Genomic DNA, 14,612 nt, shown 5'->3' with positions numbered 1-14,612 from the left:
GCTCAAAACCGACCTTAAAAAATCAGTCCTTGTGGTAACCGGTCACACGTTCCACTTCTTCTTTCGAACCGAGGAATACCGCCACACGCTGGTGCAGGCCCTCCGGCTGAATGTCGAGAATACGCTGATGGCCGTCGGTGGAGACACCACCAGCCTGCTCGACCAGGAACGACATCGGGTTAGCTTCGTACATCAGGCGCAGTTTGCCTGGCTTGGACGGCTCGCGGCTGTCGCGCGGGTACATAAACAGGCCGCCACGGGTCAGGATACGGTGTACGTCGGCGACCATCGCGGCGACCCAGCGCATGTTGAAGTCCTTCTTCAACGGGCCGGTTTCGCCTTCCAGCAGTTCTTTGACGTAACGCTGCACCGGCGCTTCCCAATGACGCTGGTTGGACATGTTGATCGCGAATTCCTGGGTCTCTTCCGGAATCTTGATGTCTTCGTGGGTCAGTACGAAGCTGCCCATTTCGCGGTCCAGGGTGAAACCTTTGACGCCGTCGCCCAGGGTCAGCACCAGCATGGTCTGCGGGCCGTAGATCGCGTAACCGGCACACACTTGCTGGGTGCCTGGTTGCAGGAAGGCTTTTTCGTTGAGGTTTTCGTTCTGGGTCAGGTATTCGTTCGGGCAACGCAGTACCGAGAAGATGGTGCCGACCGACACGTTGACGTCAATGTTCGACGAGCCGTCCAGTGGGTCGAACACCAGCAGGTAGGCGCCTTTCGGGTATTTGCCCGGAATCTGGTAGGCATTGTCCATTTCTTCGGACGCCATGCCGGCCAGGTGACCACCCCATTCGTTGGCTTCAAGCAGGATTTCGTTGGAAATCACGTCGAGCTTCTTCTGCACTTCGCCTTGTACGTTTTCAGTGCCCATGCTGCCCAGGACGCCGTCCAGCGCGCCTTTGGAGACGGCGTGGCTGATTTCCTTGCAAGCACGCGCCACCACTTCGATAAGGAAGCGCAGATCGGCAGGCGTGTTGTTGCTGCGGGTCTGCTCGATCAAATAGCGACTCAGGGTAACGCGGGACATGGACGGCTCCGGAGAATGGGGGGGGGCTAAAAACCCGCGCAGTTTAGCGCGAGTCGGGGCGTATTTCCTCCTATCAGACGAGATAACGCCGATAGAGTTCATGCAGGGCCTGCGTCAAGACTTGGCCGGCGGCTTGCGCAACAAACTGTTGGCCATCGCCCCAAGAGCCGCCACGCCCAGCAGTAGCACGGCCCATAAGCCTATCGTCTTCCAGTTCATCCCCGTTGGCGCAGGTGCGACAGTGGAGTTGACTACCAGCTCCCCAACCATCCTGGCCTGACCCAAACTGGCCAGGCGCTTTGCGCTGTAATCGGGAATCAGCGTCGACAACGGCAAGTTGGCCGCTTTCACTGAAGGGTTGCCCAGCACCAGGGTAAACGGCGGCTCGCCCCGCGCCAGGAACACCAATTGCGTGGCCCTCACCGCAAAGGTCAATGCTGGCGCCTCAGCGCCCAGGCCACCGCCCCGCTCGTCCACTTCAAGCTTGAGCTGTTGAACGGTCTGCCCCGGTAACTGCAACTCGTCCTGCACCACTTCCTGGCTATTCTGCGTCAGCCGGTAGAGCAAGCCGCTGCTCAATGGCTGCCAGGCCTGACTGCTTTCACGGCGTCCGTACAAGGTCACAGGCGCCAGGCTGTTGGACTGACTCAGCTGAATACGCAAGCGCTCAACGTTCAGCCCGGCGGGCAATTGCCAGCTGTATTCGCCCGTCTTCAGGCGGTTGCCTGCCAGAGGCTGGGACCACACCAAGGGCAAGGGCAGGCTGCTGGTGCTTTGCAGTTGGACGGACGTCAACGTCGGCGCCGCCTGGCCTTTCCACAACAACCGAAGATAGCGGGCCGACTGCCCCGGCAAGCCGACTTCATGCTGCTCGACCCGTTCGTCGGCAAACGCCAGCCGTGCCACCTGCCCTTCGCCCCAGGATTGCCAGTGCTGCAAATCATCACTGGCTTCGATGCTGAAACGCTGAAAGCCGTCGCGCTCGCTGGTCCAGTCGAGGATCAATTGCTGCAACGGCCTCTTGATCGCACTGGCGTCGAGCAACCAGCCGCGTAGCACTTCTTCGCCGGCTTCCACCTGGCTCGCGGGTTGCACCTCCACCAGAGTGCCGCTGGCGCTCGACTGCACGCGTACGCTGGGCACCGTTTCGCTGGCATCGGCCAAGGCATACAGCGGGAACCACTTCACATTGGTGAGGCTGCGACTTTCGCTGCGTTGCGCAGACTCCCGTGCCAAGGCGTAGGCCTGGGGTTCGCCGGCAGCGTTGAATACGCGCACATCGCTGAGGTCGACCTGCCGGGCGCTCAGTTGCACTGCCAACGGTAATTCAAGTCGATACCATGGGCCTTCGCCGCTGACGGTTAGCGGCACCTGGGTGGTGAAGTCGGCGGGGGCTTCCCGAGCCCATGCGGATAACGTCATACACAGGCCCAATACCGCCACGCTCAACTTACCGATCAAGAGGAAGCTCCTTGAGTTTCAATCACAGGTTCGGCGCGCTTGGGCGGCAGCGGTGCGAAATAACCCACCACCAGCAACAGCCCACCCACACCGATAAACGACACGATCCGCGCCAGACCGCCACGGTTGCTCAGTTCGACGAAGAACAATTTGGCGACCACCACGGCAATCAGCGCCGCGCCGATCAGCCAGACTTCCCGGCGATGGCGCAGGTGGCCGCCGATCATCAGGCTCAGGGCAATCAGGGTCCAGACAATCGACAAGCCGGCCTGGACCAGCATCGACTCCAGCAACACATCCAGATGGAACGGCACACCGCTCCAATGGTGAGCGGTGCGCATCACCAGCGCGGTGAAGAAGGCGAACAGCGAGACTCCAGCGATTCCCTGGGCAATCTGCTCGCCACGCGGTCCCATGTGTGGAACCGCGCTGCGTGCCCACAGGTAGACGCCCAGCAGCGCAAACAGCAGGCCCAAATCCAGCGGATTGAGCAACGGCACGTAAGGCAGCGGCTCGGCAGTCCCGTCGCTGAAGATATTGGCCAGCCAGAACCAGCCAAGCATCAGCACCGCCAGAGGCAGCGCCGCGTAGAAACGGTATTGGCGAGGATAAGCCGACACCGGCCACGGCCAACTGCGCGGCGCGGCGGCCAGCACCAGATACAAACTCGGCAGGATCGCCCAACCCAGCCAGCGCCAGGCGTTGTACTGCTCGGACAGCAGCAACAGACCGTAACGCAGCTCCAGCGCCAGCACGCCGATCAGCAACCAGCAGCCAAGCACATGAGCCGCGCCCAGGGCTTTTTCCGGCAGTGTCAGCGCCAGGCGCCGCAGCGAGACAAAGTGCACGGCGAACACCGCGCCCCAGGCAAGCCAGGCGAAATCCGCAGCCGGGTGATAGCGCGAATGCCAGGACGCCAGCAACACCACGCCGGCCGCTGGAATCAGCAGCGTGCACAACCATCCCAGCGAGGCCCATTGCAGACGCAAGGCCAATACCGCCCAGATCGCCACGCTCAACGCCGCTACTGCCAACAGCAAGGTGCCTTGCAGCGCCAGCGGCGCGAAACGCAGCACTTCGCCGATCAGCGCCAACGCCCACCAGGCCGCACCCCACACCAGCAGCAGGTCCGACAAGCGCTGTAACTTCAATGCCTCGAACACCGGCGCATGCAGGCCACGCTGCAAACGCCAGGCGCCCACCAGCGCCGCCAGCCCCAACACCATCGGCGTCCAGAAACCGCTATGTCCCAGAGGCCGCAAGCCTTCGCTGGTCAACGGCCCTAGCAGGTCCGGCGCCGCCAACAGAAACGATCCACCGCCAATCACTTGCAGCAACAGCCCGAAGACAAAGCTGACCCGCTGTTGCAGGTACAGGCTCAACCAGATGATCAACAAACCGCTAGCCGCCCACACGCCGCTGGCGGTCTGCCATGGCAATACAAATAGCACCGCCAGATTGATCAGCACCAATCCGGCCAACAGCACCACCGACAGGCCTCGCAACAAACGCACATCGCTGCGCACCATATCGTCACGCGCCGCCAGCAGCATGCCGCCCACCAGGGCCAGGCCGATCAGCGAGGCCGTGAGTAATCCGCTCCAACCGGCATTGAACACGGCCGCCGAGTCTGCGCTGGCGCCTTGCAGACGCAGCAAAAACAGTGCGCCGCCCAGCAGTTGCACGGTAAATGCGCTGAACAGGAACGTGCGCGAGCCGATGCGTAGGCCGACAAACAACGTCACCAGGCCGGCCAGCGCCCAACTGATGGCAGTGCCGTGGGTCGACAGCAGCAGTGGCGCGAGCAAATACACAAAGCCCAGGCCGACACTGGCCAGTACCGGCAAACCTTGACGTTCCCAACCTGAAGCCTGCTCCAACGGGGCCTTGCGCAGTTGATAGAAACTGAACAACAACGCCGCCCCCAACAGCAATGCACCCAATGGCGCACCGTCCAGCAGGCTGTTGTCGCCGACCCGTAGCTCACTGAGGAACGCCAGCGCCGAACCGATCTGCAACAGCAAGCCAAACACCCGCGCAAATGGTCGTTGCTGGCGCAAGCCGAGCCAGAAAATCCCAGCGCCTTCGACAGCCCAAGCCGCTGCCGTCCAACGCGCATCCAGCCCGAGAGGAATCGCCAGGCTGGCAAAGATCACCCCCAGCGCCAGGCAGGTTTCCGCCAGCAGCAAGGCGCGGCCGCCGCTGAGCAGACGCGCCAACCCCATATAAATAATGCCCAACGCCAACGCACTGAAAGCGGCGGCAAATTCCAGGTGCTGCACCAGCGCAAACTGCAAGCCAAAGCCCACCAGCGGCGGACCAAATAGCATGCTGCCGTCAACATAGTCACCCTTGGCCGCCGACCAACGCAGCAACGCGCCACGGCTTTCATCCTCGGGAGCGTCGGTCATCTCCAGCAATTTGCGCCGGGCGAACAACAGGCCGATGGCCAGGTACATCAGGAAAAATAGAATCAGGAACGGTTCGGTGCTCCACAGCAGCTCAGGCGTATAGGAGCGCATGCCCCAGGCGAAGCCAATGCCGAAGGTGCCGACAAAGCCAATCAGGTTGAGCAAGCGCCAGGCCTTGAACCAGGCAATGGCGAGGATGCCGGCGTTGAGCAGGGCGAAGTAGCTGAACAACGCCACATGGTTGCCGGCGCCGGTCGAGGTGAGGATCGGCGCGGCAAACCCGCCAAGGGCAGCAGCGCAGGCCAGGCCGAGGGCGTCCTGGGTGATCGCCAGAATCGCCGAGAACACGGTCACCGCGACCAGCAAACCGAGGGCGGCACCGGGATCGAGCAGCGGATGCAAACGCATGGCGGCGAACACCGTCAGGTACAACACGGCGATGCCGGTGCCTTGCAGCATCAACCCGTAGTTGCTGTTGCGCAGCCGCAGCCACCAACCCAGACCGAGCAGGCCCACGGCACAGGCGGCAACCCCGGCGTAGCGCAGCTCCACCGGGACGACCATGCCTTCGGTGGCGTAGCGCAGCAAAAAGGCCAGGCCAAGGAACAACAACACCACACCGACCCGCAGCACCGTATTGCCGCCAAACAGCCAGCTGCGCGCGCCGCTGATGGCGCGCTCGATCAGGTTGGGGCCACGGGGGATGACGGGCGCAGCAGGTTGCGTCGCCGGCGCAGGTTTCCAGGCATCATCCGGCAACGGACGGCTTGGCTCAACCGCCGCTGAATAGACCGGCTCCAACTCGATGGGCAGTTCCCAGACCAGCTCGGGAGCTGTCGGCAAAGGTGGCGGCTCGGAAATCGAGGGTTCAACCAATACACTGGGCGCGACCAGCACAGCCTCAGGTTTTTCCAACTGCGCCAGGCGTTGTTCCAGAGACGTCAACGCCTTTTGGGCAGTCTCCAACTGACGGCCCTGCTCGTCGGTGCGCGAAGCCAGCATCGACAGGCGAATCGCCTGGCCAATGCCCAGACCCAGCAGCGCACCAATGCCCGCATCACTGAACGACTCATCGAGTGTCCAGCCGAGCACCAGGCCAATCAGCATGAAAATCCATTGCATGGTCGATATCCCTAAGCAGCCCGGAGCGGGCGGAACCGCCGCCTAGTATATCGAGGGAGGAGCCGCAAGCCGCAAGTTATAAGCTTCAAATTTGTCGCTCAAGGCTTGAAGCTTACGGCTGCCGTCCTAGTCCAACGCTTTCCAGATCTCTGTTGCGTATTCCCTGATGGTCCGGTCGGATGAGAACCAGCCCATCCGCGAGGTATTAAGCACCGCCGAGCGCCACCATTCCTTGGAGTCGTGCCAATGAGCCTCGACTCGCGCCTGAGCATCCCAATAGGAATCGAAGTCGGCGCATACCAGGAAGCGGTCGTAGTCGATCAAAGAATCGATCAAGCCGGCATAACGGCCCGGATCATCCGGCGAGAACACCCCGCCGCGAATCGCTTGCAGCACATCGTTCAAGCGATGAGACGCGGCAATTTCCGGCCCTGCGTTGAACTCGCCGGCGTGTTTGCGCGCTTCTACCTGCTGGGCGCTGAGGCCGAAGATAAACATGTGTTCGGCACCCACACGCTCGTGCATCTCGACGTTGGCACCATCCATCGTGCCGATGGTCAGCGCGCCGTTGAGGCCGAACTTCATGTTACTGGTGCCCGACGCCTCGAAGCCGGCGGTGGATATCTGCTCCGACAGGTCGGCAGCGGGAATGATGCTTTCCGCCAGGCTGACGTTGTAGTTGGGCAGGAACACCACCTTGAGCAGGCCGCGCACGGTCGGGTCGTTGTTGACGGTACGGGCGATGTCGTTGGTCAGTTTGATGATCAACTTGGCCTGGTGATAACTGGCCGCCGCCTTGCCAGCGAAGATCTTCACTCGTGGCACCCAGTCGGTTTCCGGCTCGGCACGGATCGCCTGGTACAGAGCGACGGTGTGCAGCAGGTTCAACAGTTGGCGCTTGTATTCGTGGATGCGTTTGACCTGCACATCGAACATCGCCGCCGGGTTGACCGAAATCCCCAGGCGCTCATGAATGATGTCGGCCAATGCCCTTTTACTGTGCAGACGCTGTTCGGCGAAGGCTTTGCGAAACGCTTGTTTCTCGGCGAAGGTTTCCAACTCCACCAGGCGCTGCTCGCAAGTGTCGAGAATGTCCGGGCCTAATGCCTCGACCAACATCGCCGTGAGCTTGGGGTTGGCCTGGTACAACCAGCGGCGAAAGGTGATGCCGTTGGTCTTGTTGTTGATCCGGTCCGGGTAAAGCTTGTGCATCTCGGAAAACACCGTGCTGCGCATCAATTGCGTGTGCAAACCGGATACGCCATTAACGCTGTGGGAACCCAGGAACGCCAGGTTGCCCATGCGCACGCGGCGGCCGTTGTCTTCTTCGATCAGTGAGACAGCGCGTAGCACGTCGAAATCGTGGATGCCCTTGGCCCGCAGCGAGTCGATGTGCTGGGCATTGATCAGGTAAATGATCTGCATGTGCCGAGGCAGCATGCGTTCCATCAGGACCACTGGCCAGGTTTCCAGGGCTTCGGGAAGCAAGGTGTGGTTGGTGTAGGACAGCGTTTCGACGGTGACCTGCCAGGCCGCATCCCAGGCTATGTCGTGCAAGTCCACCAGTTGGCGCATCAACTCGGCCACGGCGATGGACGGGTGGGTGTCATTGAGTTGGATCGCCGCGTGTTCGCCCAGGCTCAGTACCGAGCCGTGCATGTTCTTGTGGCGGCGCAGCAGGTCCTGCAGCGAGGCCGAGACGAAAAAGTATTCCTGGCGCAGGCGCAGTTCCTGCCCCGCATCGGTGCTGTCTGCCGGGTAGAGCACTCGTGAGATGCTTTCGGCCCGCGCCACTTCAGCGACAGCACCCAGGTGATCACCCGCATTGAAGCGCTCAAGGTGCAAATCTTCCACCGCTCGCGCACGCCACAGCCTCAGGGTGTTGACGCTGGCACCACGCCAGCCGACCACTGGCGTGTCGTAGGCCACCGCGCGCACGGTCTCATTGGGCGACCAGACCTGGATCGGCTTGCCGGACGCGTCCAGCACCGTTTCCACGCCACCACCAAAACCAATGGGGTAAATCACTTCCGCCCGCTCGAACTCCCAAGGGTTGCCGAAATCCAGCCAGCGCTCGGTCTGCTCCTGCTGCCAGCCATCGACAATCGCCTGGCGGAACAAACCGTGTTCATAACGAATGCCATAACCGTGGCCAGCAATGCCCAAGGTCGACATGCTTTCCATAAAGCACGCCGCCAGACGGCCAAGACCACCGTTGCCAAGGGCCGCATCGGGCTCCAGCAGGCGAATGCGCTCCATGTCCACACCCAACTCGCTCATCGCTTCGCGCGCCACGTCCAGCAGGCCGAGGTTGCTCAGGCTATCGTAGAGCAGGCGGCCGATAAGGAATTCGAGGGAGAGGTAATAGACCCGTTTCTGGCCCTTGCGGTAAATGTTGCGGGTGTGGTCCATCCAGTGTTCCACCATATGGTCCCGGGCAGCCAGGGCAATGGCTTCAAACCAGTCATGATCGAACGCGTGATCCGGGTCCTTGCCCACCGCGTAGGTGAGTTTGGTCAAGACAGCATCGCGGAATGCGGCTACCTCTGCTTCTCGTACAAGCGGTTCCTGAGACATTGATGCGACCTCGGGCGAGATAGAAGGAGTTGCTAGAGCCTAGTCGGTCTGACCCACCGCAGACGCTCTGGTTCGGCAGTTTTTTCATTCATTCGCATTTACCGAAAAGGATGCAGGGGCCGTGCCCGAACGTCCTTTGAGCCGAAATCTTCGAAATATTGTTCAAAAAACCACCAATCCCGGTATGATCCCGCGCCCGGACAAAGCCCCTCTTGGAAACCTGATGAAGCCTCAACTGATTGCCGCCGCCGAACTCGACCGTCTCGAGACTTGGCAGAAGTACTCCAGCCATATGTGCGGCGGCTGCGTGTCCAGCTGCTGCACGCTGCCAGTTGAGGTGAAGATCAAGGATTTGATCCGCATTGGCATCGTCGATGAGTTCGAGCGCGGTGATCCGCCAAAGAACATCGCCAAGCGTTTGCAGAAGGAAGGGATCGTCGAGCGCTATAACCAGAAGTCCGAGATCTTCACCCTGCAGCGCATGAGCAATAACGATTGCCTGTACCTGGATCGTAAAAGCCGCTTTTGTACTATTTATGACAAGCGTCCGGATACTTGCCGCAATCACCCCAAGATTGGCCCGCGGCCTGGGTATTGTGCGTACAAGCCCAAGGAAGTGGTGCGCGATACCAAGGTTCGGGTTCTGGAAAAGTTCTAAACCGATACCTTGTGGCGAGGGAGCAAGGTATTCACCGACCATAAAGCCCAGACAAACAAAAACGCCCCCGACCTTGCGGTCGGGGGCGTTTTTTTTGCCAGCTAACTAAATAACTTAGTTACCGGACTTCTTCGCAGCGCGGGTACGCTCGCTTTCGCCCAGGATCTTCTTGCGAAGACGGATGGACTTAGGAGTGACTTCGCACAATTCGTCTTCTTGAACGAATTCCAGAGCCTGCTCCAGGGTGAAGCGGATAGGCGGAACCAGAGCGATGGTTTCGTCTTTACCCGAAGCACGCATGTTGTCGAGCTTCTTGCCTTTGGTTGGGTTAACGCCCAGGTCGTTGTCGCGGCTGTTGATGCCGACGATTTGACCTTCGTACACGTCTTCGCCGTGACCCAGGAACAGTTTGCCGCGAGCTTGCAGGGTTTCCAGCGAGTAAGTCAGAGCCTTACCGGTAGCAACCGAAACCAGCACGCCGTTTTGACGGCCGGACATGTCGCCGGACTTCATCACGTCGTAACGGTCGAAGATCGAGGTCAGGATGCCTGCACCGGAGGTCAGGGTCAGGAACTCGTTACGGAAACCGATCAGGCCACGAGCCGGGATGTTGTACTCAAGGCGCACACGGCCCTTGCCATCCGGAACCATGTTGGTCAGGTCGCCTTTACGGATACCGATCTGTTCCATGATCGCGCCCTGGGATTCTTCCGGCAGGTCGATGGTCACGTTTTCGTACGGTTCGTGCTTAACGCCGTCAACCAGACGGATGATCACTTCCGGACGACCAACACCCATTTCGAAGCCTTCGCGACGCATGGTTTCGATCAGTACCGAGAGGTGCAGCTCACCACGGCCGGAGACTTTGAACTTGTCGGCGGTGTCGCCTTCTTCAACGCGCAGAGCAACGTTGAACAGCAGTTCCTTGTCCAGACGTTCCTTGATGTTACGGCTGGTGACGAACTTGCCTTCTTTACCGCAGAAAGGTGAGTCGTTTACCTGGAAGGTCATCGAAACGGTTGGTTCGTCAACGGTCAGCGGCTTCATCGCTTCAACATTCAGTGGGTCGCACAGAGTGTCGGAGATGAACAGCTGGTCGAAGCCGCTGATGCAGACGATGTCGCCGGCAGCTGCTTCGTCAACGTCGATACGGTGCAGACCGTGGTGACCCATCAACTTCAGGATACGACCGTTACGGCGCTTGCCGTCAATGTCGATAGCCACAACTTGAGTGTTCGGCTTGACGCGACCACGAGCGATACGGCCAACGCCGATAACACCCAGGAAGCTGTTGTAGTCCAGTGCCGAGATTTGCATCTGGAACGGGCCGTCACGGTCAACTTGTGGAGCCGGGACGTGGTCAACAATGGCCTGATACAGCGGGGTCATGTCTTCAGCCATGTCGGTGTGTTCCAGACCGGCAATGCCGTTCAGGGCCGAGGCGTAGACGACTTTGAAGTCCAACTGTTCTTCGGTAGCACCGAGGTTGTCGAACAGGTCGAAGATCTGGTCCAGAACCCAGTCCGGACGTGCGCCTGGACGGTCAACCTTGTTGATCACCACGATTGGACGCAGGCCGGCTTCGAAAGCCTTCTTGGTCACGAAACGGGTTTGCGGCATAGGGCCGTCTTGAGCGTCAACCAGCAGCAGAACGGAGTCAACCATCGACATTACACGTTCAACTTCGCCGCCGAAGTCGGCGTGGCCCGGGGTGTCCACGATGTTGATGTGGTAGCCGTTCCAGTTGATGGCGGTGTTTTTCGCCAAAATGGTAATACCGCGCTCTTTCTCCTGGTCGTTGGAGTCCATCACGCGCTCGTCGTTAAGCTCGTTGCGCTCCAGGGTGCCGGATTGACGCAAGAGTTTGTCTACCAGGGTGGTTTTACCATGGTCAACGTGAGCAATGATGGCGATGTTGCGTAGATTTTCGATCACTTGTGTATCTCGATCAGAGGATTCGGTGTGCTGACAGGTCGTGGCAGCGATTAACAGTAGAGTCAGGCCTTGCCGTTACAGCTTGACGGCAGAGTCGGGGGGCCGGTGACGCAGACCACAGGCGAACAGCCCCGGGCTCTTAGCTCGGTCGATAAACGCGCACATTGGCATGCCCCTCACTGAGCAAATGGTGGGCATGCAGGCGACTCATCACGCCTTTGTCGCAATACAACAGGTACTGACGGCTGTCATCCAGTTCCTTGAAACGTGCGTTCAATGCATAGAACGGCAACGTTTGTACGTCGATGCCAGCGATTTCCAGCGGCTCGTCCTCAGCAGCATCCGGGTGACGGATGTCGATGACGATCTGACCGGCTAGAGCCTCGCTGACTTCTTCGATCTGCAAATCCTGGCCCAACTCGTCGATTACGCGATCGATCGGCACCAGTTTAGCGTTCTCAAGCGCACGCTCGAGAATCGCCATGTCAAACTGTTGTTCTTCGTACTCCACGCGGTTGCGCTTGGCGTGGGTCTTGGGGTTCACCGAAATGACCCCGCAGTATTCCGGCATGTGCTTGGCGAAATCCGCCGTGCCAATCTGGGTCGCCAAGTCGATGATGTCCTGCTTGTGACTGGCAATCAGCGGGCGCAACACCAGCTTCTCGGTCACAGAGTCGATCAACGACAGGTTCGGCAGGGTCTGGCTGGACACCTGGGAAATCACTTCACCGGTAACCAGTGCATCGATTTCCAGCCGATCCGCGATTCGGGACGCAGCGCGCAACATCATACGCTTCAATACTACGCCCATATGACTGTTATCGACTTTCCCGAGAATTTCTCCCAGGACTTCCTCGAAAGGAACGCTGACAAACAGCACACGCTGGGAGCTGCCGTATTTTTTCCAGATGTAATGCGCGACTTCCATCACGCCCAGTTCGTGTGCACGCCCGCCCAGGTTAAAGAAGCAGAAGTGGCTCATAAGCCCGCGCCGCATGATCTGGTAGGCCGCCACCGTGGAATCGAAACCGCCGGACATCAACACCAGGGTCTGTTCCAGGGCGCCCAGCGGGTAACCGCCGATGCTGTCGTGCTGGCTGTGAATCACAAACAACCGTTGGTCGCGAATTTCCATCCGCACTTCAATTTGCGGCTCTTTCAGGGAAATTCCGGCGGCGCCGCACTGACGACGCAGCTGGCTGCCGACGTATTTCTCGATATCCATGGAGCTGAAGGTGTGCTTGCCAGCACGCTTGCAACGCACGGAAAAAACCTTGCCCGCCAACACATCGCCGTAGTGCTGCTTGCACTTGGCCGTGATGTCGTCGAAATCGCCAAGCGGGTACTCGTCGACCTGCAGGAAGTGCGCGATGCCCGGCACACAGCTCAGGCGCTCGGTCATGTCCTTCAAGGCTTTGGGGTCTGTAATGCGGGTTTCCAGTTCGATATTGTCCCACACACCGCTCACCACCACCGCCGGGTCCAGATCGCGGAGCACGGCACGGATATTTTTGGCCAATTGACGGATGAAACGCATCCGTACCGGTCGGCTCTTGATGATGATCTCAGGGAAGACTTTAACGATTAATTTCATGAAAACAGTGCGCGCAGGCCCAGCCGAAAAAGGGGGGCGCGGATTATAGCGGAAATCGCTCAAGGTTTAACCAGTTAATATGCGGCCGGCTTTTCGCGCACTAAATCGGGGCATTTGTGATTTCATGCGCTACATTGCGGTGCGTTATTTCCCCTGCTTTGGCCCTTTGCACCTTTATAGGGGCCTTTTTAAGGCAAAAAACCCATGGCGGGGCACTGGCATGCAATTTGCTCTCTTGTGAGGCAGGTTGCCTTGGCAGAGTATTCGCGCCGGCATCACCCACATTTAAGGGCTAACTCCACTACCCAGCCCGAAGCCACCCGGAGGACACTATGTCGAAGTCGGTTCAACTCATCAAAGATCATGACGTCAAATGGATTGATCTGCGCTTCACGGACACCAAAGGCACTCAGCACCACGTGACCATGCCGGCTCGCGACGCGCTGGATGACGCCTTCTTCGAAGAAGGCAAAATGTTCGACGGCTCCTCCATTGCTGGCTGGAAAGGCATTGAAGCTTCCGACATGATCCTGATGCCGGACGACAGCACCGCCGTACTCGACCCGTTCACCGAAGAGCCAACCCTGATCCTGGTTTGCGACGTGATCGAGCCTTCGACCATGCAAGGCTATGATCGTGACCCACGTGCGATCGCCAAGCGTGCCGAGGAATACCTGAAGTCGACCGGTATCGGTGACACCGTATTCGTAGGCCCGGAGCCAGAATTCTTCATTTTCGACCAAGTGAAGTTCAAGTCCGACATCTCGGGCTCGATGTTCAAGATCTACTCCGAACAAGGTTCGTGGATGTCCGACCAGGACGTGGAAGGCGGCAACAAAGGCCACCGTCCAGGCGTCAAAGGCGGCTACTTCCCGGTTCCGCCGTTCGACCACGACCACGAAATCCGTACCTCCATGTGCAACGCCATGGAAGAAATGGGCCTGGTCATCGAAGTTCACCACCACGAAGTGGCAACTGCCGGCCAGAACGAAATCGGTGTGAAGTTCAACACCCTGGTTGCCAAGGCTGACGAAGTTCAGACCCTGAAGTACTGCGTACACAACGTGGCTGATGCCTACGGCCGTACCGCTACCTTCATGCCTAAGCCGCTGTACGGCGATAACGGTTCGGGTATGCACGTTCACCTGTCCATCGCCAAAGATGGCAAGAACACCTTCGCTGGCGAAGGTTATGCCGGCCTGTCTGACACCGCCCTGTACTTCATCGGCGGCATCATCAAGCACGGTAAGGCCCTGAACGGCTTCACCAACCCGTCGACCAACTCCTACAAGCGTCTGGTCCCAGGTTTCGAAGCTCCAGTAATGCTGGCCTACTCGGCTCGCAACCGTTCCGCTTCGATCCGTATTCCTTACGTGTCCAGCCCTCGCGCTCGCCGTATCGAAGCTCGCTTCCCGGATCCAGCAGCCAACCCATACCTGGCCTTCGCTGCCCTGGTAATGGCCGGCCTGGACGGTATCCAGAACAAGATCCACCCAGGCGACGCCGCCGACAAAAACTTGTACGACCTGCCGCCTGAAGAGGCCAAAGAGATCCCACAAGTGTGCGGCAGCCTGAAAGAGGCCCTGGAAGAGCTGGACAAGGGCCGTGCGTTCCTGACCAAAGGCGGCGTGTTCAGCGACGACTTTATCGATGCCTACATCGCCCTGAAAAGCGAAGAAGAAATCAAGGTCCGCACCTTCGTACACCCACTGGAATATGAGCTGTACTACAGCTGCTGATCCGGTAGCGCTGCTTAACGTGGCGTGACGAAAAAAGGCCTCCTTCGGGAGGTCTTTTTTTTGCCCGCAAAACCCTGTGGGA

The 14,612-nt window shown here is 59.4% G+C and carries 8 protein-coding genes; 2 read left to right on the top strand and 6 right to left on the bottom strand.

Annotation, left to right across the window (positions count from 1 at the left end; translation table 11 throughout):
• Nucleotides 1-22: 22 nt before the first annotated feature.
• The 4 genes from ACZRJ6_RS18445 to ACZRJ6_RS18430 all read right to left on the bottom strand — a co-directional run bounded on the left by ACZRJ6_RS18445 (nucleotide 23) and on the right by ACZRJ6_RS18430 (nucleotide 8,604).
• Nucleotides 23-1,033 (bottom strand): class 1 fructose-bisphosphatase, encoded by a 1,011-nt coding sequence (locus ACZRJ6_RS18445; RefSeq protein ID WP_463968988.1) that lies wholly within the window; start codon nucleotides 1,031-1,033, stop codon nucleotides 23-25.
• 114 nt (nucleotides 1,034-1,147) lie between these two features.
• Nucleotides 1,148-2,455: a DUF3999 domain-containing protein gene (locus ACZRJ6_RS18440; protein ID WP_463969225.1), complete on the bottom strand. Its 1,308-nt coding sequence runs from the start codon at nucleotides 2,453-2,455 to the stop codon at nucleotides 1,148-1,150.
• A 35-nt stretch (nucleotides 2,456-2,490) separates the two neighbouring features.
• Complete coding sequence (locus ACZRJ6_RS18435) at nucleotides 2,491-6,027, bottom strand: DUF2339 domain-containing protein (RefSeq protein ID WP_463968987.1); 3,537 nt, start codon at nucleotides 6,025-6,027, stop codon at nucleotides 2,491-2,493.
• 126 nt (nucleotides 6,028-6,153) lie between these two features.
• Nucleotides 6,154-8,604: a glycogen/starch/alpha-glucan phosphorylase gene (locus tag ACZRJ6_RS18430; RefSeq protein ID WP_463968986.1), complete on the bottom strand. Its 2,451-nt coding sequence runs from the start codon at nucleotides 8,602-8,604 to the stop codon at nucleotides 6,154-6,156.
• A gap of 223 nt (nucleotides 8,605-8,827) precedes the next feature.
• Here ACZRJ6_RS18430 and ACZRJ6_RS18425 point away from each other — a divergent pair, with 223 nt between their 5' ends.
• Nucleotides 8,828-9,262, top strand: a complete 435-nt coding sequence (locus ACZRJ6_RS18425; RefSeq protein WP_133101268.1) for a YkgJ family cysteine cluster protein — start codon at nucleotides 8,828-8,830, stop codon at nucleotides 9,260-9,262.
• A 114-nt stretch (nucleotides 9,263-9,376) separates the two neighbouring features.
• On the opposite strand, the gene typA is transcribed toward ACZRJ6_RS18425, so the two are convergent.
• Together typA and thiI are read right to left on the bottom strand one after the other, a co-directional pair.
• Complete coding sequence (gene typA / locus ACZRJ6_RS18420; protein WP_463968985.1) at nucleotides 9,377-11,197, bottom strand: translational GTPase TypA; 1,821 nt, start codon at nucleotides 11,195-11,197, stop codon at nucleotides 9,377-9,379.
• A 139-nt stretch (nucleotides 11,198-11,336) separates the two neighbouring features.
• On the bottom strand, nucleotides 11,337-12,791 hold the full coding sequence (gene thiI / locus ACZRJ6_RS18415; protein ID WP_463968984.1) for a tRNA uracil 4-sulfurtransferase ThiI: 1,455 nt from the start codon (nucleotides 12,789-12,791) through the stop codon (nucleotides 11,337-11,339).
• A 332-nt stretch (nucleotides 12,792-13,123) separates the two neighbouring features.
• On the opposite strand from thiI, the gene glnA reads away from it, so the two are divergent.
• Nucleotides 13,124-14,530, top strand: a complete 1,407-nt coding sequence (gene glnA, locus ACZRJ6_RS18410; protein WP_149411305.1) for a glutamate--ammonia ligase — start codon at nucleotides 13,124-13,126, stop codon at nucleotides 14,528-14,530.
• Nucleotides 14,531-14,612 lie beyond the last annotated feature (82 nt).

Source organism: Pseudomonas sp. C321, from assembly GCF_055407105.1.
This window is presented reverse-complemented; position numbering and strand designations above follow the sequence as displayed.